At 50.2% G+C, this 21,608-nt stretch carries 16 protein-coding genes; 3 read left to right on the top strand and 13 right to left on the bottom strand.

The features are described 5' to 3' along the window. Positions 1-5 precede the first annotated feature (5 nt). Positions 6-569: a hypothetical protein gene (locus BUB27_RS06235; protein ID WP_234991691.1), complete on the top strand. Its 564-nt coding sequence runs from the start codon at positions 6-8 to the stop codon at positions 567-569. Between the two features lie 203 nt (positions 570-772). Here the strand turns inward: BUB27_RS06235 and BUB27_RS06230 are convergent, their stop codons facing one another. The 12 genes from BUB27_RS06230 to BUB27_RS06175 form a co-directional block, all read right to left on the bottom strand. After that, positions 773-3,115, bottom strand: coding sequence for a secretin N-terminal domain-containing protein (locus tag BUB27_RS06230; protein ID WP_143158709.1), 2,343 nt, complete (start codon positions 3,113-3,115; stop codon positions 773-775). A gap of 58 nt (positions 3,116-3,173) precedes the next feature. Further along, a complete protein-coding gene (locus BUB27_RS06225; RefSeq protein WP_143158708.1) occupies positions 3,174-3,881 on the bottom strand; it encodes a hypothetical protein in 708 nt (235 codons plus the stop codon). A gap of 41 nt (positions 3,882-3,922) precedes the next feature. Continuing rightward, positions 3,923-4,465, bottom strand: coding sequence for a hypothetical protein (locus BUB27_RS06220; protein ID WP_143158707.1), 543 nt, complete (start codon positions 4,463-4,465; stop codon positions 3,923-3,925). Further along, positions 4,465-5,697, bottom strand: coding sequence for a hypothetical protein (locus BUB27_RS06215; protein ID WP_143158706.1), 1,233 nt, complete (start codon positions 5,695-5,697; stop codon positions 4,465-4,467). Before BUB27_RS06215 ends, BUB27_RS06220 begins: the two co-directional genes overlap by 1 nt. Further along, positions 5,690-6,634, bottom strand: coding sequence for a type II secretion system minor pseudopilin (locus BUB27_RS06210; protein ID WP_143158705.1), 945 nt, complete (start codon positions 6,632-6,634; stop codon positions 5,690-5,692). Before BUB27_RS06210 ends, BUB27_RS06215 begins: the two co-directional genes overlap by 8 nt. 5 nt (positions 6,635-6,639) lie before the next feature. Further along, positions 6,640-7,881 carry a type II secretion system F family protein gene (locus BUB27_RS06205; RefSeq protein WP_143158704.1) on the bottom strand — a complete coding sequence of 414 codons (1,242 nt, stop codon included), beginning with the start codon at positions 7,879-7,881 and terminating at the stop codon, positions 6,640-6,642. 17 nt (positions 7,882-7,898) lie between these two features. Beyond that, positions 7,899-9,635, bottom strand: coding sequence for a GspE/PulE family protein (locus tag BUB27_RS06200; RefSeq protein WP_234991690.1), 1,737 nt, complete (start codon positions 9,633-9,635; stop codon positions 7,899-7,901). Positions 9,636-9,801: 166 nt separating this feature from the next. Then, the gene (locus BUB27_RS06195) at positions 9,802-10,710 is read right to left on the bottom strand and encodes a hypothetical protein (RefSeq protein ID WP_143158703.1); all 909 of its coding nucleotides are present in this window, start codon (positions 10,708-10,710) and stop codon (positions 9,802-9,804) included. A 288-nt stretch (positions 10,711-10,998) separates the two neighbouring features. After that, positions 10,999-11,472 (bottom strand): prepilin-type N-terminal cleavage/methylation domain-containing protein, encoded by a 474-nt coding sequence (locus tag BUB27_RS06190; RefSeq protein ID WP_143158702.1) that lies wholly within the window; start codon positions 11,470-11,472, stop codon positions 10,999-11,001. A gap of 87 nt (positions 11,473-11,559) precedes the next feature. Continuing rightward, the gene (locus tag BUB27_RS06185) at positions 11,560-12,858 is read right to left on the bottom strand and encodes a type II secretion system F family protein (RefSeq protein WP_143158701.1); all 1,299 of its coding nucleotides are present in this window, start codon (positions 12,856-12,858) and stop codon (positions 11,560-11,562) included. Positions 12,859-12,950: 92 nt separating this feature from the next. Continuing rightward, complete coding sequence (locus BUB27_RS06180) at positions 12,951-14,618, bottom strand: GspE/PulE family protein (RefSeq protein WP_143158700.1); 1,668 nt, start codon at positions 14,616-14,618, stop codon at positions 12,951-12,953. A 44-nt stretch (positions 14,619-14,662) separates the two neighbouring features. Next, entirely contained in the window at positions 14,663-16,330 is a 1,668-nt protein-coding gene (locus BUB27_RS06175) for a GspE/PulE family protein (RefSeq protein ID WP_143158699.1), read from the bottom strand. Positions 16,331-16,771: 441 nt separating this feature from the next. Here BUB27_RS06175 and BUB27_RS06170 point away from each other — a divergent pair, with 441 nt between their 5' ends. Then, positions 16,772-18,688, top strand: a complete 1,917-nt coding sequence (locus BUB27_RS06170; protein ID WP_143158698.1) for a cation:proton antiporter — start codon at positions 16,772-16,774, stop codon at positions 18,686-18,688. An 11-nt stretch (positions 18,689-18,699) separates the two neighbouring features. Continuing rightward, positions 18,700-19,470, top strand: a complete 771-nt coding sequence (locus BUB27_RS06165; protein WP_143158697.1) for a class I SAM-dependent methyltransferase — start codon at positions 18,700-18,702, stop codon at positions 19,468-19,470. On the opposite strand, the gene BUB27_RS06160 is transcribed toward BUB27_RS06165, so the two are convergent. Next, the gene (locus tag BUB27_RS06160) at positions 19,445-21,586 is read right to left on the bottom strand and encodes a transglutaminase-like domain-containing protein (protein WP_143158696.1); all 2,142 of its coding nucleotides are present in this window, start codon (positions 21,584-21,586) and stop codon (positions 19,445-19,447) included. The two genes, BUB27_RS06165 and BUB27_RS06160, sit on opposite strands and share 26 nt — an antisense overlap. Positions 21,587-21,608 lie beyond the last annotated feature (22 nt).

Below are 21,608 nucleotides of genomic sequence, written 5' to 3'. Positions count from 1 at the left end.
TCTTCATGATTATCAACACCTGCATGGGCCTCAGTGAGGCTATTTCCATCACGCAGAAAGAGGCCAGACACAAGGAGGCAGCCACCAGCTTCATTGAGAAGCTCTTCATGAATCTCCCCTCGGACGCTCAGTTTGCCCTACAGGAGTCTGAGGACGGAAATCTAGAACTCTACATAGAAAATCCAGGTGTCTACTTCACCGCCCTAGGTAGAGAACAGAAAGCAGCCTTGCTCAGACTGGAAGTGGTCAACAACTCAGACAACACTTCACGCCTGATTGCCCATTTCGAGACAGCTCCAGCAAGCTCTGACTCAGACGACGTCACCTTCAGCAGCCATGAGCTCATCAACACGCTCGGGGAGCTTTATTGGCAAGTCTACTCCCCCACCGAACAAGATTGGGTCAACGAATGGCAAACAGGCCGCCCTACGATTGTACGCCTCAACAATGACGTAGACGGCAACGATACTACGGCTCCACTAAGCGCCACCTTCTGGGCTCCTCCTCGCCCTGATCCAAGTAGAATCAGTGGAGGCAACCAAAATGGCGGCCGGAGTAACCGCCGCTAGCTCTCTTTTGATCGCCTGAAAACCCTTCAGGAGCACGTTCCCCATAAAGGGCTTCTTGCCATACTTCACGGATTCTCTCGCTTAAAGCGTTACTTCCCCATCACTCAAGAGACCAAAGGAATCACATTCTATCTCCAATGAAAACGGCCCGATGCATGATGCACCGGGCCGTTTGCAGAATCGTTAATCTAGAAAGAGAACTCTTATCGTCTCAAACCTCTGAAACGAGAGGAAGAGTTGCTGCTCTTCTTCACTGGCTGTGGAGCCATCTGCACAGGCTGCTTATCTGGAAGTGGAGGCAACACTCCAGACTCCGGCATCAGCTCATCAGCCAAACGTGACTGGGAACGGTTGAAATCCTGGAGCTCTCCCAGAGAACCTGGACCACTCACGATGCGTGGTTGAATGAAGATCACGAGTTCATCTCTGGATTCGGATGTCCTCTCTGATGAGAACAGCCTACCGAGACCCGGTATGCGGCTGAGAATCGGAATACCGGAGACAGCCGTACTATTAGTCTCGGTAATGAGACCACCAAGCACCACGGTACCTTTATTCGGTACGGTCACAGAAGTCACCAATTCTTCGGTACTAATAGTCGGGACTTCGTTTCCGTCGATCAATTGTGAGCCGGACACCGTATCGTTTTTGAACGCAATCGTCAGGGTCACCTCGTTTTCGGAATTGACCAAAGGAATGACTTCAAGCTTCAGCACCACATCCTCATACTCGATATTGGTACTCTGAGACACGTTGCCACCCACCCCTACGTTCTGAGACAGCGTATTCGTAGGTACCGCAATGCGCTGACCGGATGACAGAGTAGCTTTCTTGTTATTGGTCGTGAAGACTGTCGGTTTTGCCAACACCTTGAAACGGCCGGTACTCTCCATCGCCCTGAGGGTCGGGAAGAAGTGTTCCCCAATTTGCCCATAGATAGACAAGCCTCCTACAGCGGCGGTATTGAGAGCCGCAGCATCGGTCAAGGTGGAAGGATCCAGCAGTACAGGATAACCTGTACGGTTGTTGATCGCAAAACCACTATCAGCTCCACGAGTCGTCTGATAGGTGCGGGCAAAATCCACACCGAAATCCAAATCCCCATTGAGATTATAGCGACCAAAGATAGCTGTAATCTGAACTTGCTCAGAGGAAATATCCATCTCATTGATCAAGTCATCAATGATCTTGATGCTCTGCGGCGGACCATTCACGATGATTGTATTTATCGAGTTGTGCGCGATGATGTGCGTCTTACCAATCAGATCATCCTCTGGAGTTTCACTGCGCAGATCGTTTTCTGATAGACTGGCACCACCCTGCCCCTGTCCACCTTGACCACCGCCGGTAGTAAGGCCACCACTATTACGGCCCGTGTTACCACGGCCACCACCGCCGCTTCCCTCATCGGAAACACTGTTGTTACCACGCTGAATGGCATTTCTAGCAACCTCTAGAAACTCAGACACGGAGAGGAAATGCAGACGGCGCTTGTAGTAGTTCTGACTACGAGATGGGCGGTCAAATTCCTCGATAATCCCTTTCGCGTACTCGATGTCGATAGGTCTCGCGATAATGAGAATACTATTGGTACGCGCAATCGGCTTCACCAACACACCGTTCTCACCAGCGGTGCTGGCATTTCTCCCGTTGTTACGGCGGTTATTATTGTTGTTATTACGGTTGTTCGCGTTGTTGCCTCCTTGAGGAGCATTGTTTACCACCCCTTCCTTCCCCACGTTAAACTGGGCACTGAAATCAAGAATCGTCTGAACCTCTTCAGCGACTTGCTCGGCATCACCATTTTCGAGGTAAATGGTCTGGCGCTTAAAGATTTCCTGCGGAATATCAATCTGCTGCTTCAACTTAATCAGAGTGCGGATAATCGCAGTATTCTCCGTAATCAAGAGGGTGGCTGTATTGGCAACTGGAACAATGGAGCCATTGGGGTGAAACTGCTTCACTACAGTCTGGAACACATTCATCGCCTCATCCGTTGCAATGTGCTTGAAGCTCATCACATAGGTCACGATCTCATCCCCTACCGGCAAGTCAGCTAGTTCTGTGTACACCTTAAACGCTTTACCATTCTGAGGCATCACCAGCTTCACTTCATGCTCACCACTCGGCACAAATACCAAACCTTCAAGCAAAGCCGTTTTTTCCAGGATTTGAGCCGCTTCACGGTAGGTCATACGCCCTGGCTGATTGACCGTGATCTTCTTAGCGATCGCCGCCTGAGTAAAGATCACTCGCTTACCAGTAAACTTCCGATACAACTCAGCGATGCGGTCACCAGGAATGAGAATCTCCTGCATGCCATTCTCGAGAATCTGGTCCCCGGGATCAACGTTGACTCCCGCGGCAGCTGCTTGCCCACCCGGTCTCGCAGGCTGTTGACCTTGAGCAGCTGGGGCTGGAGGCTGAGGCTGAGCTGGCTCATCCACGGCTGGAGGTTGCTCCGGCACCACGGGAGGCTGTCCTCCGCCGGGTTGCTGAGCCTGCAGTGCTCCTGCCAGCGCAAACATCATCAATGTGTATCTCATAAATCTATGGGTTGATTAAAAATTCTATTCTTAAAAAGGTGTAAAGGCCTGCTTGAGTCTATCGGCGTCTTCTATCTCCGCCATCGTTACCACCGGGGCTGGCTTGATCCCCTCCTCGGCGTCTGCTACGCCAGTCACGACGCAGCTCATTCGCTTTTTCCATCAAGGCCTGTCTGCGTTTCTGGTAATCATCACCAGTATTACCGCTCTCACGCATCTTGCGTAGCTCAGCAGCTTCACGCATCATTTCCTCTCTGGCACGCTTGTATTCCTCACTGCCCTGATCTCCCTGGACTGGCTGAGGCTGGGCTTGTGGGGCTGCTGCCTGTTGCTCAAGTTTCTGGACTGCTTGCTGACTCTGTTTGGCGGATTCTTGGATCCCTTTTTCCACTTCAGCGGAATCAAATTTCAGTGTGTAGGTGGCACCACCCTGCTTCACCGTTACTTTGGTATTACGATAGTTGTCAGGATCTTGCTCCACATTGACGATAGAGATGCCCTCAACAGACTGATTGCTGCTAAGAGAAATCACTCCCCGGGTAGGGTTTTTCTTGTCTGACACACCAACACTCCAGCCATCAGCCAATTTCGTGACTCCAGTCAGCATCAGTGTTGTATTCGCTGGAGGAGCCACCACCGGAGCCTGCACCGGCGCCGACTTTTTCACGCCAAACGGAGAGTTCTGCGTCAGCTTCGCGAAATCCTTGTAGCTGGGCTTCGGCGGCAAGTCCGCTTTAGCCTGATACCCACAAAAAGCAGATATCATGATTAGATTAAATATTTTTCTCATAGTTATACCTAGCACTCTTAAAATTCAGGCACAAGCCATTGATCTGCAATAATATGACAAATAACCACACCCTCCTCTTTCTTGTCAGCCTCAAGCTTCAGATAGGTCAGGGCCCTGAAGTTTTCAGGTTGATGTATTTTGACAAGCCACTGGACAATTTGCTGTTGATCTCCCTTGGCGGAAATCTGGATGCGCACCCTGCGGTAGTTTCCGAAAAGCCCCAGCTCGGCATCAATATCCTTCTTCAGCTCTACCCCAAATGGCGTCAAGCCAGCCTGAGTGCAGGAAGTCTCTAAAAACTTCTGCAGCTCGGTCTGTACATCTTCATAAGTCTGAGGTTCGGGTTCATGCTCAGCCAGCCATTGTTTATCTTCTAGGATGCCCTCGGTGTCGCCACCCTCAACTAGAACACGCGCTTCCTGCTCAAGTTTCGCTAATTCTGCCTTTTTCGTATTAAAAGCATCCACCAGCTTCTTACTACCAAAGACGTGCCCAAATACGACGATGATCGCGATAACCGCCACGCCCATCTTTCGCTCTCTATCACTTAAACCAGCCATTAGAGTACCTCCTCCTTCTTCGCTTCAAACTTAAAATACCAACGCTGGTCATTACCGCGGTTTCTTGCTGGCATGGGTGTGAGCCACTCCAATTCTTTGAACATCTCGTCAGCCTTAAGCTTCGGGATGTAATCATTGATTGGATCCAGCTCCGCTGATGATCCGGATAAAATCACCCTACCATCCTGCATCTCCACCATATCAAATTTGATGCGGTTACCTGGAGGCAAGAGCTCCTTGCATCGCTGATAGACGGCCAACGGCCAGTCTTGCCTGACCAGATTGTGCAATTCTTCCCACTTATCATCGTGAAGAGTTTTCTCCCCGTATGACCCCTGATAGGTTTTGATGATGTGGTCTTGGTCTGCAATCTGGTCGTTCAGATTCTTCCACTTCAGGAAGACATAGCCTGCAGCAACCAAGTACATCAAGGCGACCCCCAAGAACCAGACACGAGCACGGGATCCAGCTTGCTGCTTCTGCTTCCACCCGATCATCCCTTCCGTTCTGATCTTAAGTCCCTGCTCAGAGACAGCTGGTACAGGCCTTTGGTCAATGACCACCGGAAGTCCCGTCTCAGCAGTCAACTGCACACTTACTGACTCATCAAGCTGCGGAGCATCACTAGTCCAAATCTGGATACTCTGAGGCTCAAACTCAACTCCTGACAGCATCAGCTGTACTTCGAGCTGTTTCACCGCTGGCTCCAAAGCGCCGATAAAATCTTTCCCTAGCGGCTCTGTGTAAAACGGCTTACCCTGGCTGTAGCAGACAAGAGCCCACTCGCCCTGCTCCTTGAGACAAACAATCAGATCTGCGGTATCGACGGGATAACAGCGAGGAGAGTAATCCAATACCACATCTTGGATCACAGACTCAGGATCCAGCATATCCTCTAACAAGGCATAACCTGCAACAATAGAGCCTGCCCCCTGATCGGCAATCATGGTACAATCCCAGCTCTCTCCCTCGGCATTGATCAGCAATCCAGCCTTCTCCAACTCCAGCTGGGCGGCACCACGGTAGAGAGCCTCATCGCTCGAAGCTACTCTGATCGGCATGGTTGCCACAGCACGGACAGGCAGAGCCAGCCTCTCTCCCGAGGACGTCTGGTCTTTGGATAGCACAGCTTTAAGCGTGCGTACCTTCTGGAGGACACCTTGCTGGTCTTGCCATACTTCCCAGCCCGAATCCTCGGCTGGAAGAATGATTGTTGTCGTTGTTTTACTCACTCTCTGAAATGCGTTCTTGATAGTCTAAAATGTTAGGCTTGGCCCCCTGGCGCTGTACTGTCGCAATAATGCTGGCCTGAAAATTACCCGAGCGCCCTACGCTCTCAATTCTTAATATGTTCCCCTTGGTGACGAATCTGGCAGCAATCGCAGCTCTTCTATTTCCCCCAGGAGATGCCATAGCGGTTAGTGCGGCATCTACACTTGGATAATTACGGTCATCTTCGGTAGCAAATAGACCGTCATCACCTTTTACTTCTGCTTGATAATCTTCTGCTTCAGAAACATTAATCTCAGCCGCTACAGCTATGAGCTCCGGCTTAGCCTCATGAATGTCCAAGCCACCTTCACTTCGCAGGGTAAACCAATCACGCCAGTCTGAGCGCAACTTTTCTGCAGCCCAAAACCCCTTGACCAGCCTCATATCCTCAATATCCGTAAACGGTCCGTTGTAGGGGCGGTCAGTAAAGCCCTGCTCCTCGTACCAACTTTTTTCGGCACCATTTAGCTCTGCTGTGTCGCCACGATCCACCCAGTCAATGAGAGCATCCGTGAGCGAAGACGCCTCGTTCTCCTCCATCCCCCAATGTTTGAATATATTTCGCATCAGAGCCTTATCACGGCGCTGTAGAATGGTATTGATATTAAAACGAACGGCCTCCGGCGAAATCAGAACCTTGTATGCAGCATCATACTCCGGATTCTCGGCAGCCAGGATAGGATCATCACGCTCAATACCAGGATGAACAGCATAACTGAGTCCAGTGTGTGCCTCCATCAGAGCTTGATAGGAGTTCACTTCGTTAGACACCGTGTCGGCTTCCACCTTAACAAGACTTAGCGTGGCCACCATGATACCCGATAAAATCAAAATAACCCACAGGACCGCCACTAGGGCGAATCCTCTCTGCTGATGTGGGGTATTTTTTTGCATCATAGGTACTAGCTCTTGATGTTATTGATGGTTTGGTAAATCGCCTGAATCATCGTGTAGGAGAATCCTCCTACAAGAACAGCCATCAGAACGAGCACCACTGGAGTGATCGTCCCTAGCAGACTAGCCAATAGTGCACTGAGGTGCTTGTCGTAGTAAGCCGAGGCACGCTCCAAGGCACGAGACAGCTTACCTGTATTCTCCCCCACTCCGATCAAGTCGATCATATTGGGCGCAAACATTGCGGTCGCTTGCATGGATCGCGTGAGTTTGTAACCATCACTCACTCGCTCGGTAATACTTGTCAGCCTCTCCTTGTAATAGCGGTTAGTCACCGTTTGCTCTGTCAACTTAAGAGCCTGAACCAAAGGTACTCCGTTAGAAACCAAGTTTGCCAAAGTCTGCAACCACTGAACATAGAAACCATAGCGGATCACATTGCCATAGAGCGGAATGCTTAACTTCCACTCGTCCCACTTTCTTAAATTCTCTTCCTTGGTGAGCCAGACTTTGATCCCCACGGCTATGGCACAGAAAAACAGGATCGTTTTCAGCCAGTGAGCTCTGAGGAAGTCTCCAATAAAGGTGGAAATCTTTACACCGATTGGCATCTCTGAGCCAGGCATCCCTTCCAGAAGGACTGTAATGCGAGGCAATAAGAAGAAGATGAATACCAAGGCCAAGGCAACACAGGCCAAAGTCAGGCAGGTTGGGTAAATCAAAGCCAACTTCAGGCGTGATTTCAGCTCCTGCTGTTCCTTCATGTAGGTACCATGCTGGCGCAAGATCGTTTGTAGACTACCACTCGCTTCACCAGCCCTCACCAGGTTACAATAAAGCTGGTCGAAATCAGGCGATACTCGCTTCATCGCCTCATAGAGAGGAGTACCTTCGGTCACCCACTTCCTGAGCCTACCAGACAAATACTTGATCTGACCTTTTTCCTCCCTGGCTTCCATCGAAGCCAAGGCGGGTTCTAGTGGCAGCCCAGCCTCAAGCAATTCACTAAGCTCCTCGGTAAAAGCGATGATCTCCTGCTTTTTCAGGGTCAGAGGGCCGCTGGATGGCTCGTCAGCTGTACTAGCCTTGACCTTCTTTACCTTTGCTTCACCTGCATCCTTGATCTGTGTCGGCTGAAAGCCTCGCCCTTGAAGCAGACGCATGGCCTCACCACGGCTAGCCGCAGTCAGGTCCCCGGTCTGTTTCTGACCTGAGCCATCAATAGCGATGTACTTGAAGATCTTAGACATCAATCCAATTGCTTACCTTATTCAACGGCTCTGGCGCCCAAACCTGTCTGAGTAGAAGACAAAACTTCTTCAATACTCGTCACTCCCTTCATGACTTTCCTCCACCCGTAGGTACGCATCGGCTCAAATCCCTCTTTGGTTGCCTGACGCAGAATCTTGTTCTCGTCGGCGCCGTGAGTGATCATGTCCTGGATCGCATCAGAAACCTGACAAATCTCATAAATGGCGATTCGGCCACTGTAGCCAGTCTGGCGGCAATCACCACAGCCGACAGCTCGGTATGGCTGACCATCCAGCTCGAGGGGAATTCCCAGAGCTACCTTATCTTCCTCACCAAAATTATCCATCGGCACCTTGCACTTCGGACATAGCTTTCTCACCAGGCGCTGAGCCAAGAAGGCTCGAACAGACGCTGCTACGAGGAATGGCTCAATATCCATATCCAGCAGACGACTGATGCCGCCAATGGCTGTATTGGTATGCAGTGTACTGAATACCAAGTGACCTGTGAGTGATGCTCGGATAGCAATCTCCGCAGTTTCCGTATCACGAATCTCACCTACCATCACAATGTTTGGATCCGCACGAAGGATGGATCTCAAACCTTTGGCAAAGGTCAAGCCGACCTCCGGCTTCACCGCAATCTGGACGATCCCGGGTAGCTTGTTTTCCACAGGATCCTCGATAGTCACCGTGCGTGTTTCCGGCTTATTCAGGTGGTCCAAAAAGCAATAGAGGCTCGTCGACTTACCAGAACCCGTAGGACCTGTGGCGAGAATCACTCCGTTACTCAAACTTAGAACTTCATCAATCACCTTTCTGACGGAATTTTCCATCCCGAGTTGATCGAGCGAGTAGCGCTCCTGGTTGAGCAAGCGTAGACTAACCGTCTCACCTTCCACCGATGGAATCGTGGCAACACGAACATCGATCGACTTCCCTTCCAGCTTCAGGTTGATACGGCCATCCTGAGGCACCCTGCGCTCCGCCACATCTAGGCGAGACATGATTTTAAGACGAGCAATCACAGAGGACTGCAAGGCATTGATGCGTTCCGGTACAGGCACGTCCATCAAATGACCATCCACACGATAACGAATACGTAGAATATCATGCTGAGGCTCGATGTGGATATCGGTCGCTTTCTGCAGCAGACCCTCACGGATAATCTGGTTTACAAATCTCAACACGCTGGCCTCGTCAGAATCATCCTCGTCAAGAACGCTGGCTTCATCCTTGTCAGCCATGTTCTCGAAGTCCACGTCACGGCCCTCGAGCAGCTTCTCGAAAGTATCAGCCCCCACACCATAAATGGCTCCGAGCGTGGTGCGTATCTTACGCCGTTCACTCATCACCCACTTGATGCTGTATGGCAATCTGCGACTGAGAATCTGCCTGGCTTCTAGCGCTAGAGGATCATAGCAAGCTAGCGTGATCTGATCCTTGTTAAGCTCTAATGGCACCACACGATGCCTAATCGCGAGTGCAGGTCCACAGGCAGCCTTGAGCTCCTTGACATTTTCGCCCAGCAAATCCCCTTCATGCCATGGCAGCGCTAATCTGGCTGACACCTCCCTCAAAAATTCTTCTTCCCCGACGACACCCGCATCCAAAACGGCGTCAATGAGCGACAAGCCCTTCTTCTTGGCATCCAGCACCACCTCAGAAACCTGCGCTTCATCAGTCCCCCCTGCCGCCATCACGGCCTCAATGAGCCAACGGGATTGACGGTCTATTTCCATTACTTCAGCCATCGTAAATAAATTTCTAGCGAGTTACGCCCGCTATGCAACACACAACTGAGGGTGAAGTTGCACATTTATTAAGAAAAATTGGCCTTCATGCTCCCCCAAGTACATAAAAAAGCTGAAGTGGCTACTCGCCAACTCCAGCTTACTTATAAATCTAGTATGGAAAAGACTACTCAGCAGGAGCTTCCTGCTTGTCTCCACTCTCAACCACGGCCGGAGCCTGGTCTTTTTCAGGAGCTTCTAAAACAGCTTTCTCCACCTTGTCTACCGGCTGCTCCTGTTTTGACTCGGCCTCTGCAGGCTCAGCTTTCTTTTCAGGCTTTACAGGCTCGGTTTTCTCCTTGGATGACCTTTCCCTTCTGGACTCATTCTCCCTGCGAGAATCATTGTCACGCTTAGGCTCGGCATTTGGCAAACGTCGGGATTCCTCCTCGAGGAATAGCTCAGCCAATCGGAAACTTCTCTTGGCAAGCTCTTTGGCCTCCTTATCCCCGATCAGGGCAAGACCTTCCTCATTCACTTCTCCGAGGAAGATCTTCCAAGCCTTCTTGCTCATCTTCTTGTGATCCACCTTGACCACTGGCTTCGGCTGCTGAACTGGCTGATCAGCAGATTTACGACCACGGCGTCCACGGCGGTTACGCTTGGCTCCTTGCTGGGAAACATCACCATCCTGATCTCTGGAATCTCGCTGCTCGTCATTGGACTGACGAGCCTCAGGTCTGGCTTCGGACTCTTCCTTCTTAGTGCGGGTGTCTCTGACACCCTGGATAGGCTCCTTGCGCTCAGCTGAGGCTTCAGAAGCTGGTGCCTTGGAGGCCTCTTCGGCTTTCGCTTCAGATTGTGTATCGGCACCCTCTTTAGCTCGCTGAGCCTTTTTTCTGGAAGCTTTCTTTGCTGTTTTCTTTTTTGTCTTTGGAGCAGGCTTTTCAGCATCTCCTTTTACAGACTCAGACTTTTCCACCTTCTCTGCTGGCTTAGTCTCAGAAGTAGACTTTGGAGCGTTATCAGCAGTTACGGTTTGAGATGTCTCTTTTTTCTCTGCGGCTGTTGGCGCAGTTTCCTCTGAATTACTCATTGAATAGGGGCACATCCATCTTTCGATGCTGTGCTGGGCTTAATCGTTATCTCTATCTGGCATCCGAATAAGGCGCGTTACGCAGCACTTGAATTGGGACACATATTATAGAACTGGCGGAATTTCTGCGCGTCTTCACGACTGGGGAGACGCTATCAACAAAAAATCCTGAAAGTGAGAAACTCCATACTAACTCATATGTAAAGAAGATTCACGGAAAACCACCACAAGAAAAGGCGGCTTTTCAGCCGCCTTTTAACAAAATTGAAAAGATGTTCTGAACTGAGTTTACCAGTTTTTCACATCATCCTTGTCTTCATCGGCCTCTTTGCCTTCTGACCAGAGATCAAATCCATCCTCCATGTTATTCATGGTGCCGGGATAGCGGTAGCGCACAGGATTCCCCCAAGCGTCCAAGAGGATGCCATTATCGTCCACCAGCTTCCCTTTACCACTGTAGTCTGGATCAAGCTGGGCGATCATTGGAGTGCCGTCAATTCCCTCATTGAGAAGCTCAACAAGCTCACGAGTGCTATTTTCCCCACCATCACCATCCGGAAGAGCTATTCCTTCATTTTTCAGAACTTCTAGCTGAGAACTAACGTTCTCTATAATAATTTTGGTCTCTTTTTCGGCAGCGTTCTGGTTCACCAGAACGAAGGTTCCAAAGCCAACGCCAGCCAGAATCGCAATGATGGCAATAACGGCCATGATTTCGACCAAGGTGAAGCCCTTCTTTAACAATTTCTTTTGGGTTTTCATTGTCTCTATTGTTTTAAATTTTCAGAAAAAAACTGCGGACCAGAACCAACCGAGACCGCAGTTTTGAAAGTTGTTAACTCGTTGATTTTACTGACCCATGGCCTGAATCATCTTAATCAATGGTAGGAACAATGCAAATACAATCGAACCCACGACCAAGGCCAAGAAGACAATCATCAACGGCTCAAGAATGGACGTCAGAGCGGTAACGGAGTTATCCACCTCATCATCATAAACGTCAGCAATCTTCAGAAGCATTTCTGGAAGCTGACCAGTCTCCTCACCAACGTCGACCATACTGATCACCATTGCAGGGAATACCTTACTTGCCTGAAGAGGAGCCACAATGGACTCACCCTCTTTAACCGCATCATGCACCTTGTCGATCGCATCAGACACAATCACATTACCTGCTGTCTCACGAGTAATGCTCAGGGCCTGCAGAATAGGCACACCAGAGGTCACCAGGGTACCCAGTGTACGACTGAATCGAGCAATAGCGCTCTTACGCTGGATGTCACCGAACAGTGGCATCTTCAGCTTGAAAGCATCGACTGACTTACGTCCACCGTCTGTGTTGGACCAGGCCTTGAAGACACCAAATACGGCTGCGACAAAGAGGAAGATCCAGACGGCATTTGGTATACCAAAGGTAGCAGCAATCATCTTATCAGAGAAACCAAAGACCATTTGAGAGATCATTGGCAGCTCAGCATTATCCTGATCAGCAAACATTTCCTTGAACTTAGGAACGATGACCAACATCAGGAACACAAGAATCGCTACCGCAATGAAAAGAACGATCAGCGGATAAACCATCGCTGATACAATCTTGTTCTTCAGCTTGTTGGCTTTCTCCATGTACTCAGCAAGACGTGTCAGTACAACTTCGAGAACACCACCCAGCTCACCGGCTTTCACCATGTTTACGAAGAGCTTGTTGAAAATCTTCGGGTGCTGAGCAAGACTCTCGGAGAATGTAGAACCACCCTGCACGGAGTCGGCAAGAGAGTTCAAAGTATTTTTCAGGACTGGGTTTGGCTCCTGCTTACCAAGCACGGTCAAGCTTCGAAGAAGCGGAAGACCAGAGTCAATTAGCGTCGCGAGCTGACGAGTGAAGATCATCAGCACTTTGGGCTTTAGTTTACCGCCTTTAGCCTTACGTGGACGGGCTTTACCTTTACCCTTAGTGGCAACTGCCGGTGCCTTCTTCGCTTTACCTTTGGCTGCTGTACCAAGTGAACCCTTACCTTCCTCAACAACTTGAGTTGGATAGAGTCCGTTGGCACGGAGCTGGGCGATAGCTTCGGCCTCATTGCCGGCTTGAACGGTGCCAGTGGTCTGATCACCTTTGGCATCTAGAGCTATGTATTGAAAATTAGCCATGTATCAAATGATGGTTTTTGGATTTTGATGGAATGTGAATAAATTATTGCGAGGTGGAAAGAGAAAACATGAATACTACAGCGTTTATCTGCTTAAGTGTATTTCAGCACCTCTTCAATAGTGGTTGACCCATCGTAAATATTACGCAGACCATCCTCACGAAGAGTACGCATTCCCAACTCAATTGCCTTTTGTTTCAGTACAACGGTCGGAGCTCTGTCCGTGATCATTTCACGAATTGGATCCGTAATATCCAAGAGTTCGAAGAGACCTTTTCGCCCCTTATAACCACTAGTACCACAGACATCACACCCCTTACCGGTGTAGAACTCTTTGTCCCCCAACTCGTGTGGAGAGAGCCCCAACTGAGACAGAATCGCCTCACTTGGATCATACGGTGCACGACAGCTACTACAGATGGTACGCACCAATCGCTGGGCTAGCACACCTTCTAGAGAGGCTGCTACCAGGAAGGGCTCAGTACCCATATCCACCAAACGCGTTACCGCACCCGGCGCATCATTCGTGTGCAGAGTAGAGAGAACCAAGTGACCAGTCAGGGAGGCCTGAATGGCAATTTGCGCAGTTTCTTTATCTCGAATCTCACCCACCAAAATACGGTCGGGGTCTTGACGAAGGAAGGCTCGAAGAACTCTCGCGAAATCTAGACCAATCGCTTCATTCACAGGAACCTGAATAATACCATCGATATCATATTCCACAGGATCCTCAGCTGTTAGCAGCTTGGAATCAATGGTATTGATCTTCCTAAGAGCCGCATAGAGCGTGGTTGTTTTACCGGCACCAGTAGGCCCAGTAACAATGAAGATGCCGTTAGGCTTCTCAATGGTATCGACCACATACTCATAGATATTTTCTGGTAGACCAACACTCTCAATATCAAGGTTTACGTTACTACGGTCAAGAACACGAAGTACGACGGACTCACCATGCTGTGTCGGCAAGGATGATACACGCATATCGACCTGGCGCTCACCGATCTGCTTCACAATCCTGCCATCCTGAGGAACGCGAGTCTCCGCAATGTTCATGTTAGACATCACCTTCACACGAGAGATGATAGCTTTGGCCAGATGTGACGGAGGCGGAGCCATCTCAAAGAGAGATCCATCCACACGATAACGAATCTTGAAATCCTTCTCAAACGGCTCGAAGTGAATATCAGATGCCTTCTCCTTAATCGCCTGATAGAGAACGAGGTCTACATAACGGATGATTGGAGCAGAATTCGCTTCGGATTGAGCATCCTGAGGATTCCCAGAGCTGGCATCATCCAGCTGACCTAACAGGTCATCCATGGCTTGGCTCTCACCACCATAACATTCGTTAATCTTTTCCTCGACAATGTAGTCCGGTGCCACGGCGAGGATAATTTCTCTACCCAGCGCGAAGCGAAGGTCTTCCGCTGCCTGAGGATTAAGAGGATCTACGAGACATACGTGTAACCCTTCCGGGCCAACGTTGACAGGCAGAGCCCCGTGCAGACGAGCCATCCCGCTAGGAAGGAGAGCTAGGAGCTCCTGAGGAGGAGTCCAGTCTGAGAGATCCACCATCTCCGCGCCGAGTTCACTGGCGATGACTGGCCAGATCTCATCTTTGTGGCCGATGATGTCGAAATCTTTGAGAGTCTCGGCAATAGTTTTACCGGTTACCTCGATTGATTGCAGCATGTCCTGGGCCAAAAATTTGTCCACCATGCCGCGAGAGCTGAAAAGGTCAATTACTTGCTGATTGTCCATGAAATTAGGCTTTTGAGTTTTATCTAGTGTCTTCCCTCTTCAAATTAGTCCGCATTACTTACTGCAAGTACTTCCTGTGCAGAGGTCATACCAGCAAGCACCTTACGGATTCCATCCTCACGCATCGTGCGCATACCCAACTCTCGAGCCCGCTTACGCAGCTGTGGAGAGGTCAGGTTATCATTGATCATATTACCTACTTCTTCATCTACAGCAAAGATCTCGAAGATACCGGCTCGACCTCTGTAACCCAAGTTACGGCACTGATCACAGCCCTGAGGACCACAGATTGTGCTATCGAAAGCACGACTAGCATCAATATTCAGTAGACGCATCTCCTTATCTGTTAGCGGCATCGGCTGCTTACAGTTCTGGCAAAGCTTACGCACCAGACGTTGTGCCAATACAGCTCGTAAAGCAGAGGCAATCAGGAAGCGCTTCACACCGATATCCGCCAAACGCGCTACCGCACTTGGAGCATCATTGGTGTGCAGTGTGGAGAGCACCAAGTGACCGGTAAGTGACGCGTTGATCGCAATATTCGCAGTCTCAGCATCTCGAATCTCACCCACCATGATGATGTTAGGCGCCTGACGAAGCATGGCACGAAGTGCTGCCGCGAAAGTCATCCCGATATCCGTCTTCACCATGACCTGGTTAATACCCGGCATTTCATATTCCACCGGATCCTCTACGGTAATGATCTTGCGGTCAGGCTTGTTGATGTAGTTCAAGCAGCCATAGAGAGTTGTTGTCTTACCAGAACCCGTCGGACCAGTAACTAGAATGATACCGTCTGGAAGCGTGATGTAATTCTGGAAAACCTCCTGATCGTCAGAGAGGAAGCCCAATTCCGGAAGACCCAGCATCAAGGCTGACTTATCCAGAATACGCATAACGATACTTTCACCGTGGTTACTCGGAACACTGGACACACGAAGGTCCACCTCTTTGTCTCCCACGCTCAACTGGATACGACCATCCTGCGGTAAGCGCTTCTCCGCGATACTCATGGTACCACTCATCACTTTGAGACGTGCAATAATCGCAGGCAAAAGCTTCTTAGGATGATTCGCCACCTCGACGAGCTTACCATCAACGCGGTAGCGTACACGCAAGGTTGTCTCCAGCGGTTCGATGTGAATATCACTCGTTCTCATCTGAAGGGCTTCAGTCAAGATACTGGACACAAGCTTGATCACAGGAGCCTCATCAGGATCTACATTTTCCCCTTCTCCAACCAAACTGACCCCTTGGGCAATGTCCCCACCATAATCAGTAGGTCCGCCATAATGTGCATTGATCGCATTCGTAATGGCCGATGGAGTAGCACATACCGGAGTAATCTCTCTACCAATGACATGCGGCAAAGTATCCAGCACCTCAAAATTGAGTGGATCAGCAATCGCCACCATAAGGCTCATGCCGTCATCATAAACAGGCACCGCATTAAAGCGTCTCGCTACATCCTCACTGACAGCCTCAAAAATATCAGGGCTAAATGAGTGAGAACTCAAGTCTACAAAGTCCATGCTAGAACTCTGTGCACAGACTTGTGCTACTTGCTCCTCGTTAAGGCGATGGTCGCTAATTAACTTCTCAATTGCACTCTGAGAACCAGTCAGACTGGCTCTCGTCTCGGCAATTTCATCGGGACTGATCAGCCCAGACTCGGCGATCAGCTCTAGTAGATAATCTTCGTTGGAATACACGGGTTTCTAGTATCTGCTCCAGTGGATGTGATGGGTTTTGGGTACGCTAAGACTCTCATATTATGACAGACATAGCTAACGCCCTAGCAGACTGTCTAAGTCACCCACCCACGTCAAGCAACCATGCATCATTTATTTTCATTAAGTGTAACTTTTTTGAACAAACCTCACAAACTCATGACTTTGCGTATACAAACGAAATACATTTCGGCAGATCTGAAAATTTCCCGTAGCCATCTGCTAGTTCTTGCACCACTATGCAGCCCATAGACATGGACACCTTTACCTCCAAAATATCACCCCTCCCTACTTGGCACTCTTTACTAGGCATCCCACTTGCTATGCCTACCATGGATTGATGATTCATCACCTCTCTGCCCCAAAATAGCTCTTGTGCGATAGGACTACCCTCGTTCAACCTCTCCTCGCTTCTCATATTCTATGTTCGAATTCGAAAATATCAATTTCTCCGGTTTTGTTACCATGGTGCTTGGTCTCGGAATTCTGGCCCAGTGGCTGGCATGGAGATTCAAGCTCCCATCCATCCTTCTGCTCTTAGCCTTCGGTTTCGGGGCCGGGCAATTGCTGGGTGTCAATATTGATCACTTCCTACCGGGAGCCTCAGGTGAGAGTATGCTACTCTCAGCAGTAGGTATCTGCGTAGCCATCATTCTGTTTGAAGGCGGCCTCACCCTCAAGTTCTCCGAACTCAAACAGAGCGGAGCCCCCGTAATCCGCCTATGCACGATAGGTGTGGCGGTCTCCTTCCTCATCACGACAGCGGTAGGAGTCTACATCTTTGAATGGAACTGGAGAATTGCAGCCATCCTCGGCTCTATCCTGGTGGTCACCGGTCCAACCGTGATTGCCCCGCTAATTCGCCACATCAAGCCATCTCGCAAGATGGCTTCCATTGTAAAATGGGAAGGTATTGTGGTGGACCCTATTGGTGCCATTATGGCGGTTTTTGTATTCCAGGCAGCCTTGGCTGGAGATGTTGAAGCCGCAAAGTCCGCTATCCTTTATTCCCTAGGCGTCACACTTTTAGTGGGTATCGTCCTTGCTTTCATCATTGCGAAACTCATTGAGATCCTCCTGCGCAACCATCTCATCCCGGACTTCCTTCACTCAGTCTTCCTTCTGTCTGTGGTCTGCATCGCCTTCGTAGCCTCTAATGCTATCCAAAAGGAAGCAGGCCTTCTCACTGTGACAGTGATGGGTATCGCTCTGGCCAACCAGAAATCAGTATCCGTGAAGCACATCCTGGAATTCAAGGAAACGCTACGCACCTTGATCATCTCCATTCTCTTCATCGTCCTCTCTGGGCGAGTGAAATCAGAAAGCCTCATCAACGCTCTGCCCGTTGGTCTGGCGTTCCTGGCCTTCCTGATCATCCTCATCCGTCCAGCCTCCATCTTTATCGCCAATATTTTCACCAAGCAGACCTCCTTCAAAGAGAGGCTCTTCCTAGCCTTCTTGGCTCCAAGGGGTATTGTTGCGGCTGCGGTGACCGCCATCTTTGCGCTCGAGCTGGAGCACTCAGCCAGCAAGCCAGAGTCAAATCTTCCAATCGAAGTAGCCTCTCAGGCAGAGACTATGGTTCCTGTCGTCTTTATCGTCATCATCGGAACCGTGGCATTTTATGGTCTCCTGGCAGCCCCACTGGCTAACAAACTGAAGCTCGCCTCCCGAAACCCTCGCGGTGTGCTCTTTGCTGGTGCCGATAGCTGGGCTCGTAAGATTGCCTTTGCTCTCAGAGAAGACGGCCATGACGTCCTCATGCTTGATACCAACTACTCGAATGTGGCCGCAGCCACCATGGATGGCATTCCCGCGAAAAGAGCCAATATCCTCTCCGAATATGTGGAGGAGGAGCTTGACTTCAGCGGACTTGGGCAACTTGTCGCCTGCACCCACAACGACGAGGTTAACAGCTTGGCCGCTCATGAGTTCACTCACATTTTCAGCTCAGCGGATGTCTGGCAAGTAGCTCCACGGGATGACAAGAGCCATCACACCACAGCCGTCGCCGCTCACATGAGAGGACGCATCCTATTCCCTGGCCGCCCCAATCACAAGGAGCTGGCCAACATGAGCGCTGATGGAATGATCGTGAAGAAGACCTCACTGACTGAACAATTCACGTATGAGGACTTTCTCAACATCAATCCAGATGCCATTCCGCTCTTTATTCACTCTGAAGATCGCGGTCTCCGCCCGGCAGCCAATGACATGAAAAAGCCAAATCTTGGCTCTACCATTTATTTCCTCACTTTCCCAAGCGAGAACTACAATGCTGGATCCGAGGTGGATGTCTCCATTCCCTTCGACGAACAAAAGGAAATCTACCTCCCCTAACACTCCTCCCCATGTACCAGTCACTTGAAGCTGAACTGCACGACCACTTCTGGAACTCAGAAGAGGACAACACCAGCGAACTCCCTCTACTCCAAACATTCCTCAAAGAACATCCCGGTAAAACTCTGGAAATAGGATGCGGCTCAGGCAGACTACTTCTCCCCCTGATCGCAGAGGGATTTGACGTAGAGGGCATGGAGTTCTCTCAGGATATGATTCAATTGCTAGAAACTAGCGCCAAAGAACAACTACTTACCCCGAAAGTACACCACGCTGATGCTTTAGAAATCTTCGACTTCGAGCATAAGTTTCATTCCTTTCTCATCCCAGCCTTCACCATCCAGCTCTTCAGCAGAGGGCAAGCGCATGACCTACTCAAGCGCTTGCACGACTCAGCAGAAAAATCGGCCAGCCTATATCTAACCACATTCATCCCCTGGGCAGAAATCACCGGCGAACTAGAGGAGGACGAATGGCATCTGGATAAAGAGATCACCCTCCCCAACCACTCTGCTGCTCGCTGTGAAACTCTTCACACCATCGACAGACTAAACCAGACTCTGCACCGTCGCCATCGCTACTCCCTCACCAGCAGCAATGGCATGGATACCCGCACTCATAAATCTGAGCAGGTCATTCGCTACTACGGACTTCCGGAACTGACACTCTTGCTCGAAAAGAGCGGATGGCATCTCGAAAATGTCATTACCGACCTTGACCCCGGAATGCTACACCCGAACGCTCACTTACTCACCATTACTGCGAGCGCGGAGCCTGCTTGAGAGCCGATTTCACCTTCGCTACTAGAGAGACCAGCTCTGCCTCGTCCATCTCAGCAGCCGGATCGAACCTCATTTTCTGATGTAAGGTAATCGCTTTATTCAGCTCAGCGCGATTCACTCCCTCCACATCATATAGCCCGCTCATCCATTCTCCGTAAGGCATGCCTATCGGCCTCGGCCCAAGCAAATTGCGTGCATATTTTTCTAACTGCAGCAAAGGCGTCTCGACCTTGTCTCCTGTCCAGTAGACATGAGCCCCCTCTGCATCTATCGACAAACGTGACTGCCAAAGACGGAAGACCAACCAGCCCCCTAACAAGAGGCCTAGTCCACTGAAGGCCATCCAGAACTTGCCCTGATTCGCCTCGTCCTGACGCCAAATCTGGAAATCCTCTCTCAGAAGTTTGAGCCATTCCTGAAATCGCTCTGCCAGACTCATATCTACCTGAGCCATATCGGCATCGAGCCAACCTGGAGGAGTAAAATCAACATCCTCCCACTTACCATCCAGAAAGACCCTACACCAAGCATGGCCATGAGTCCCCCGGATCAGCCACACATCATCTTCCTTCTCTTCTACGGCATAACCGATGGTATAGCGGGCAGGGACGCCACTCTCCCTCAGCAACAAAACAGCTGCTGATGCAAAGTATTCGCAGTGGCCCTTCTTCGCCTCCGTCAGGAAAATCTCCAATTCAGATTTTTCCCTGTAGTCATAGTCGGCCTCAAAATGGGTCGCGTATTCAAATTCACTGATAAAAAACCGCTGAAGAGCTGTCACCTTGGCTCGGGCCGATGAGAGTTCATGCAACTTGAGATCTCTGGCGATATTTTTAATGACTGGCGCCTCTTTCACATCGACAGCAAGATCCTTGTCTCTTGGTAATGCATCTTGCACCACATTCCCCGTCTCGGCCCACAGCATGTAATCAATGATCACATCACGGTTGATCAAACGCAGAGTTCCCAACGGGTTATTTTCCGAGGTCACATTCGTGCCAAACATTCTACTTACCGCAAAGTAGCCCGGCAAGGAAGGTACAATCGTCGTAGGGCTCCCGTTTTCCACGGTCCCACGAATTCTCGCCCCCTGCTCGTCACGCAGATCGGCGCCGCGAGCCTGATCTTCTTCTCTATAGACCTCAGCTAAGTGATCTACATCACCCACCGTAATAGAGCCATCCTGCTCAAAGGCTTCCACGGCATCCTCAAAACCATCCGCCCGGTAGTTGTAGGTCCATAAGCCATCCCAATAAGTATCGTAGCTCGCTACCCTCAAATACCCGGGAGTCATACTTGTCCAGACACGCCACATCACCTCCTTACTCTGCTTCACTTTCCCTAGGCCACCGAGCCGCGCATACTGCGCATTGATGGCACCGCCACCTGCCTCCAGATTCTCAGCATTTTGAGCTCCAGGATTACGAAAATAATTGTTCAGTCTCACCAGCCCCCACTGAAACAAGGCACTCAGAATGATCACCAAGGGCGCAAGATAAAGAACCCCGAGTGACCTCATCCCCCTCTGCCTGCCAACAGCCATAAAAACAGCTAGCGTAAACAGAATAATTCCAGCCATATAGGTCCAGCTGGCTTGCGTGGCACATGCAGCTGCCAGTAAGACCAGCCCGATATAGGGATAGCCTGTATTGATCTCCAAGGGGGAAACCTCTCTGCCCTCCCTGCGGTCCTGAATCATGCGTCTCCTGCTGAAATAGAAGAAGGTATTCAAATACATGCTATCTTGACGCCCATAGCGCTGAGCCAGCTCCACCGGCAGGGCATAGAGTGGCATCCATTGCACGATCTTCAGTAAGGCGTAATGCCCCGCCCCATCCATCCAGATCATCACCATGCCGATCAACAAGAGAAACAGGCTGACTTGATAGGCTTTCACATGCCCTTTCTCCCCAAAATCCCATCGGATCTTTACCCAATTCCTCGCCTCCAGCAACACAGCGATCACAAAACCAGCCAGCGCATTCCCACTCAAGGCCCCCCAGAAAACTACCGCGGCCCCCGCCATCAGGCGTGGTGGTTCGATAATGTGGGAATCAGCCTTACTCATTACGGACAAACTGGCATCCAATCCTCCAGCATTCAACTTCCAAGTCACATACGGATCTCCCCCTTTACAT

Origin of the sequence: Rubritalea squalenifaciens DSM 18772 (genome assembly GCF_900141815.1) — a bacterium.
Classification (GTDB): Bacteria; Verrucomicrobiota; Verrucomicrobiia; order Verrucomicrobiales; family Akkermansiaceae; genus Rubritalea; species Rubritalea squalenifaciens.
This window is presented reverse-complemented; position numbering and strand designations above follow the sequence as displayed.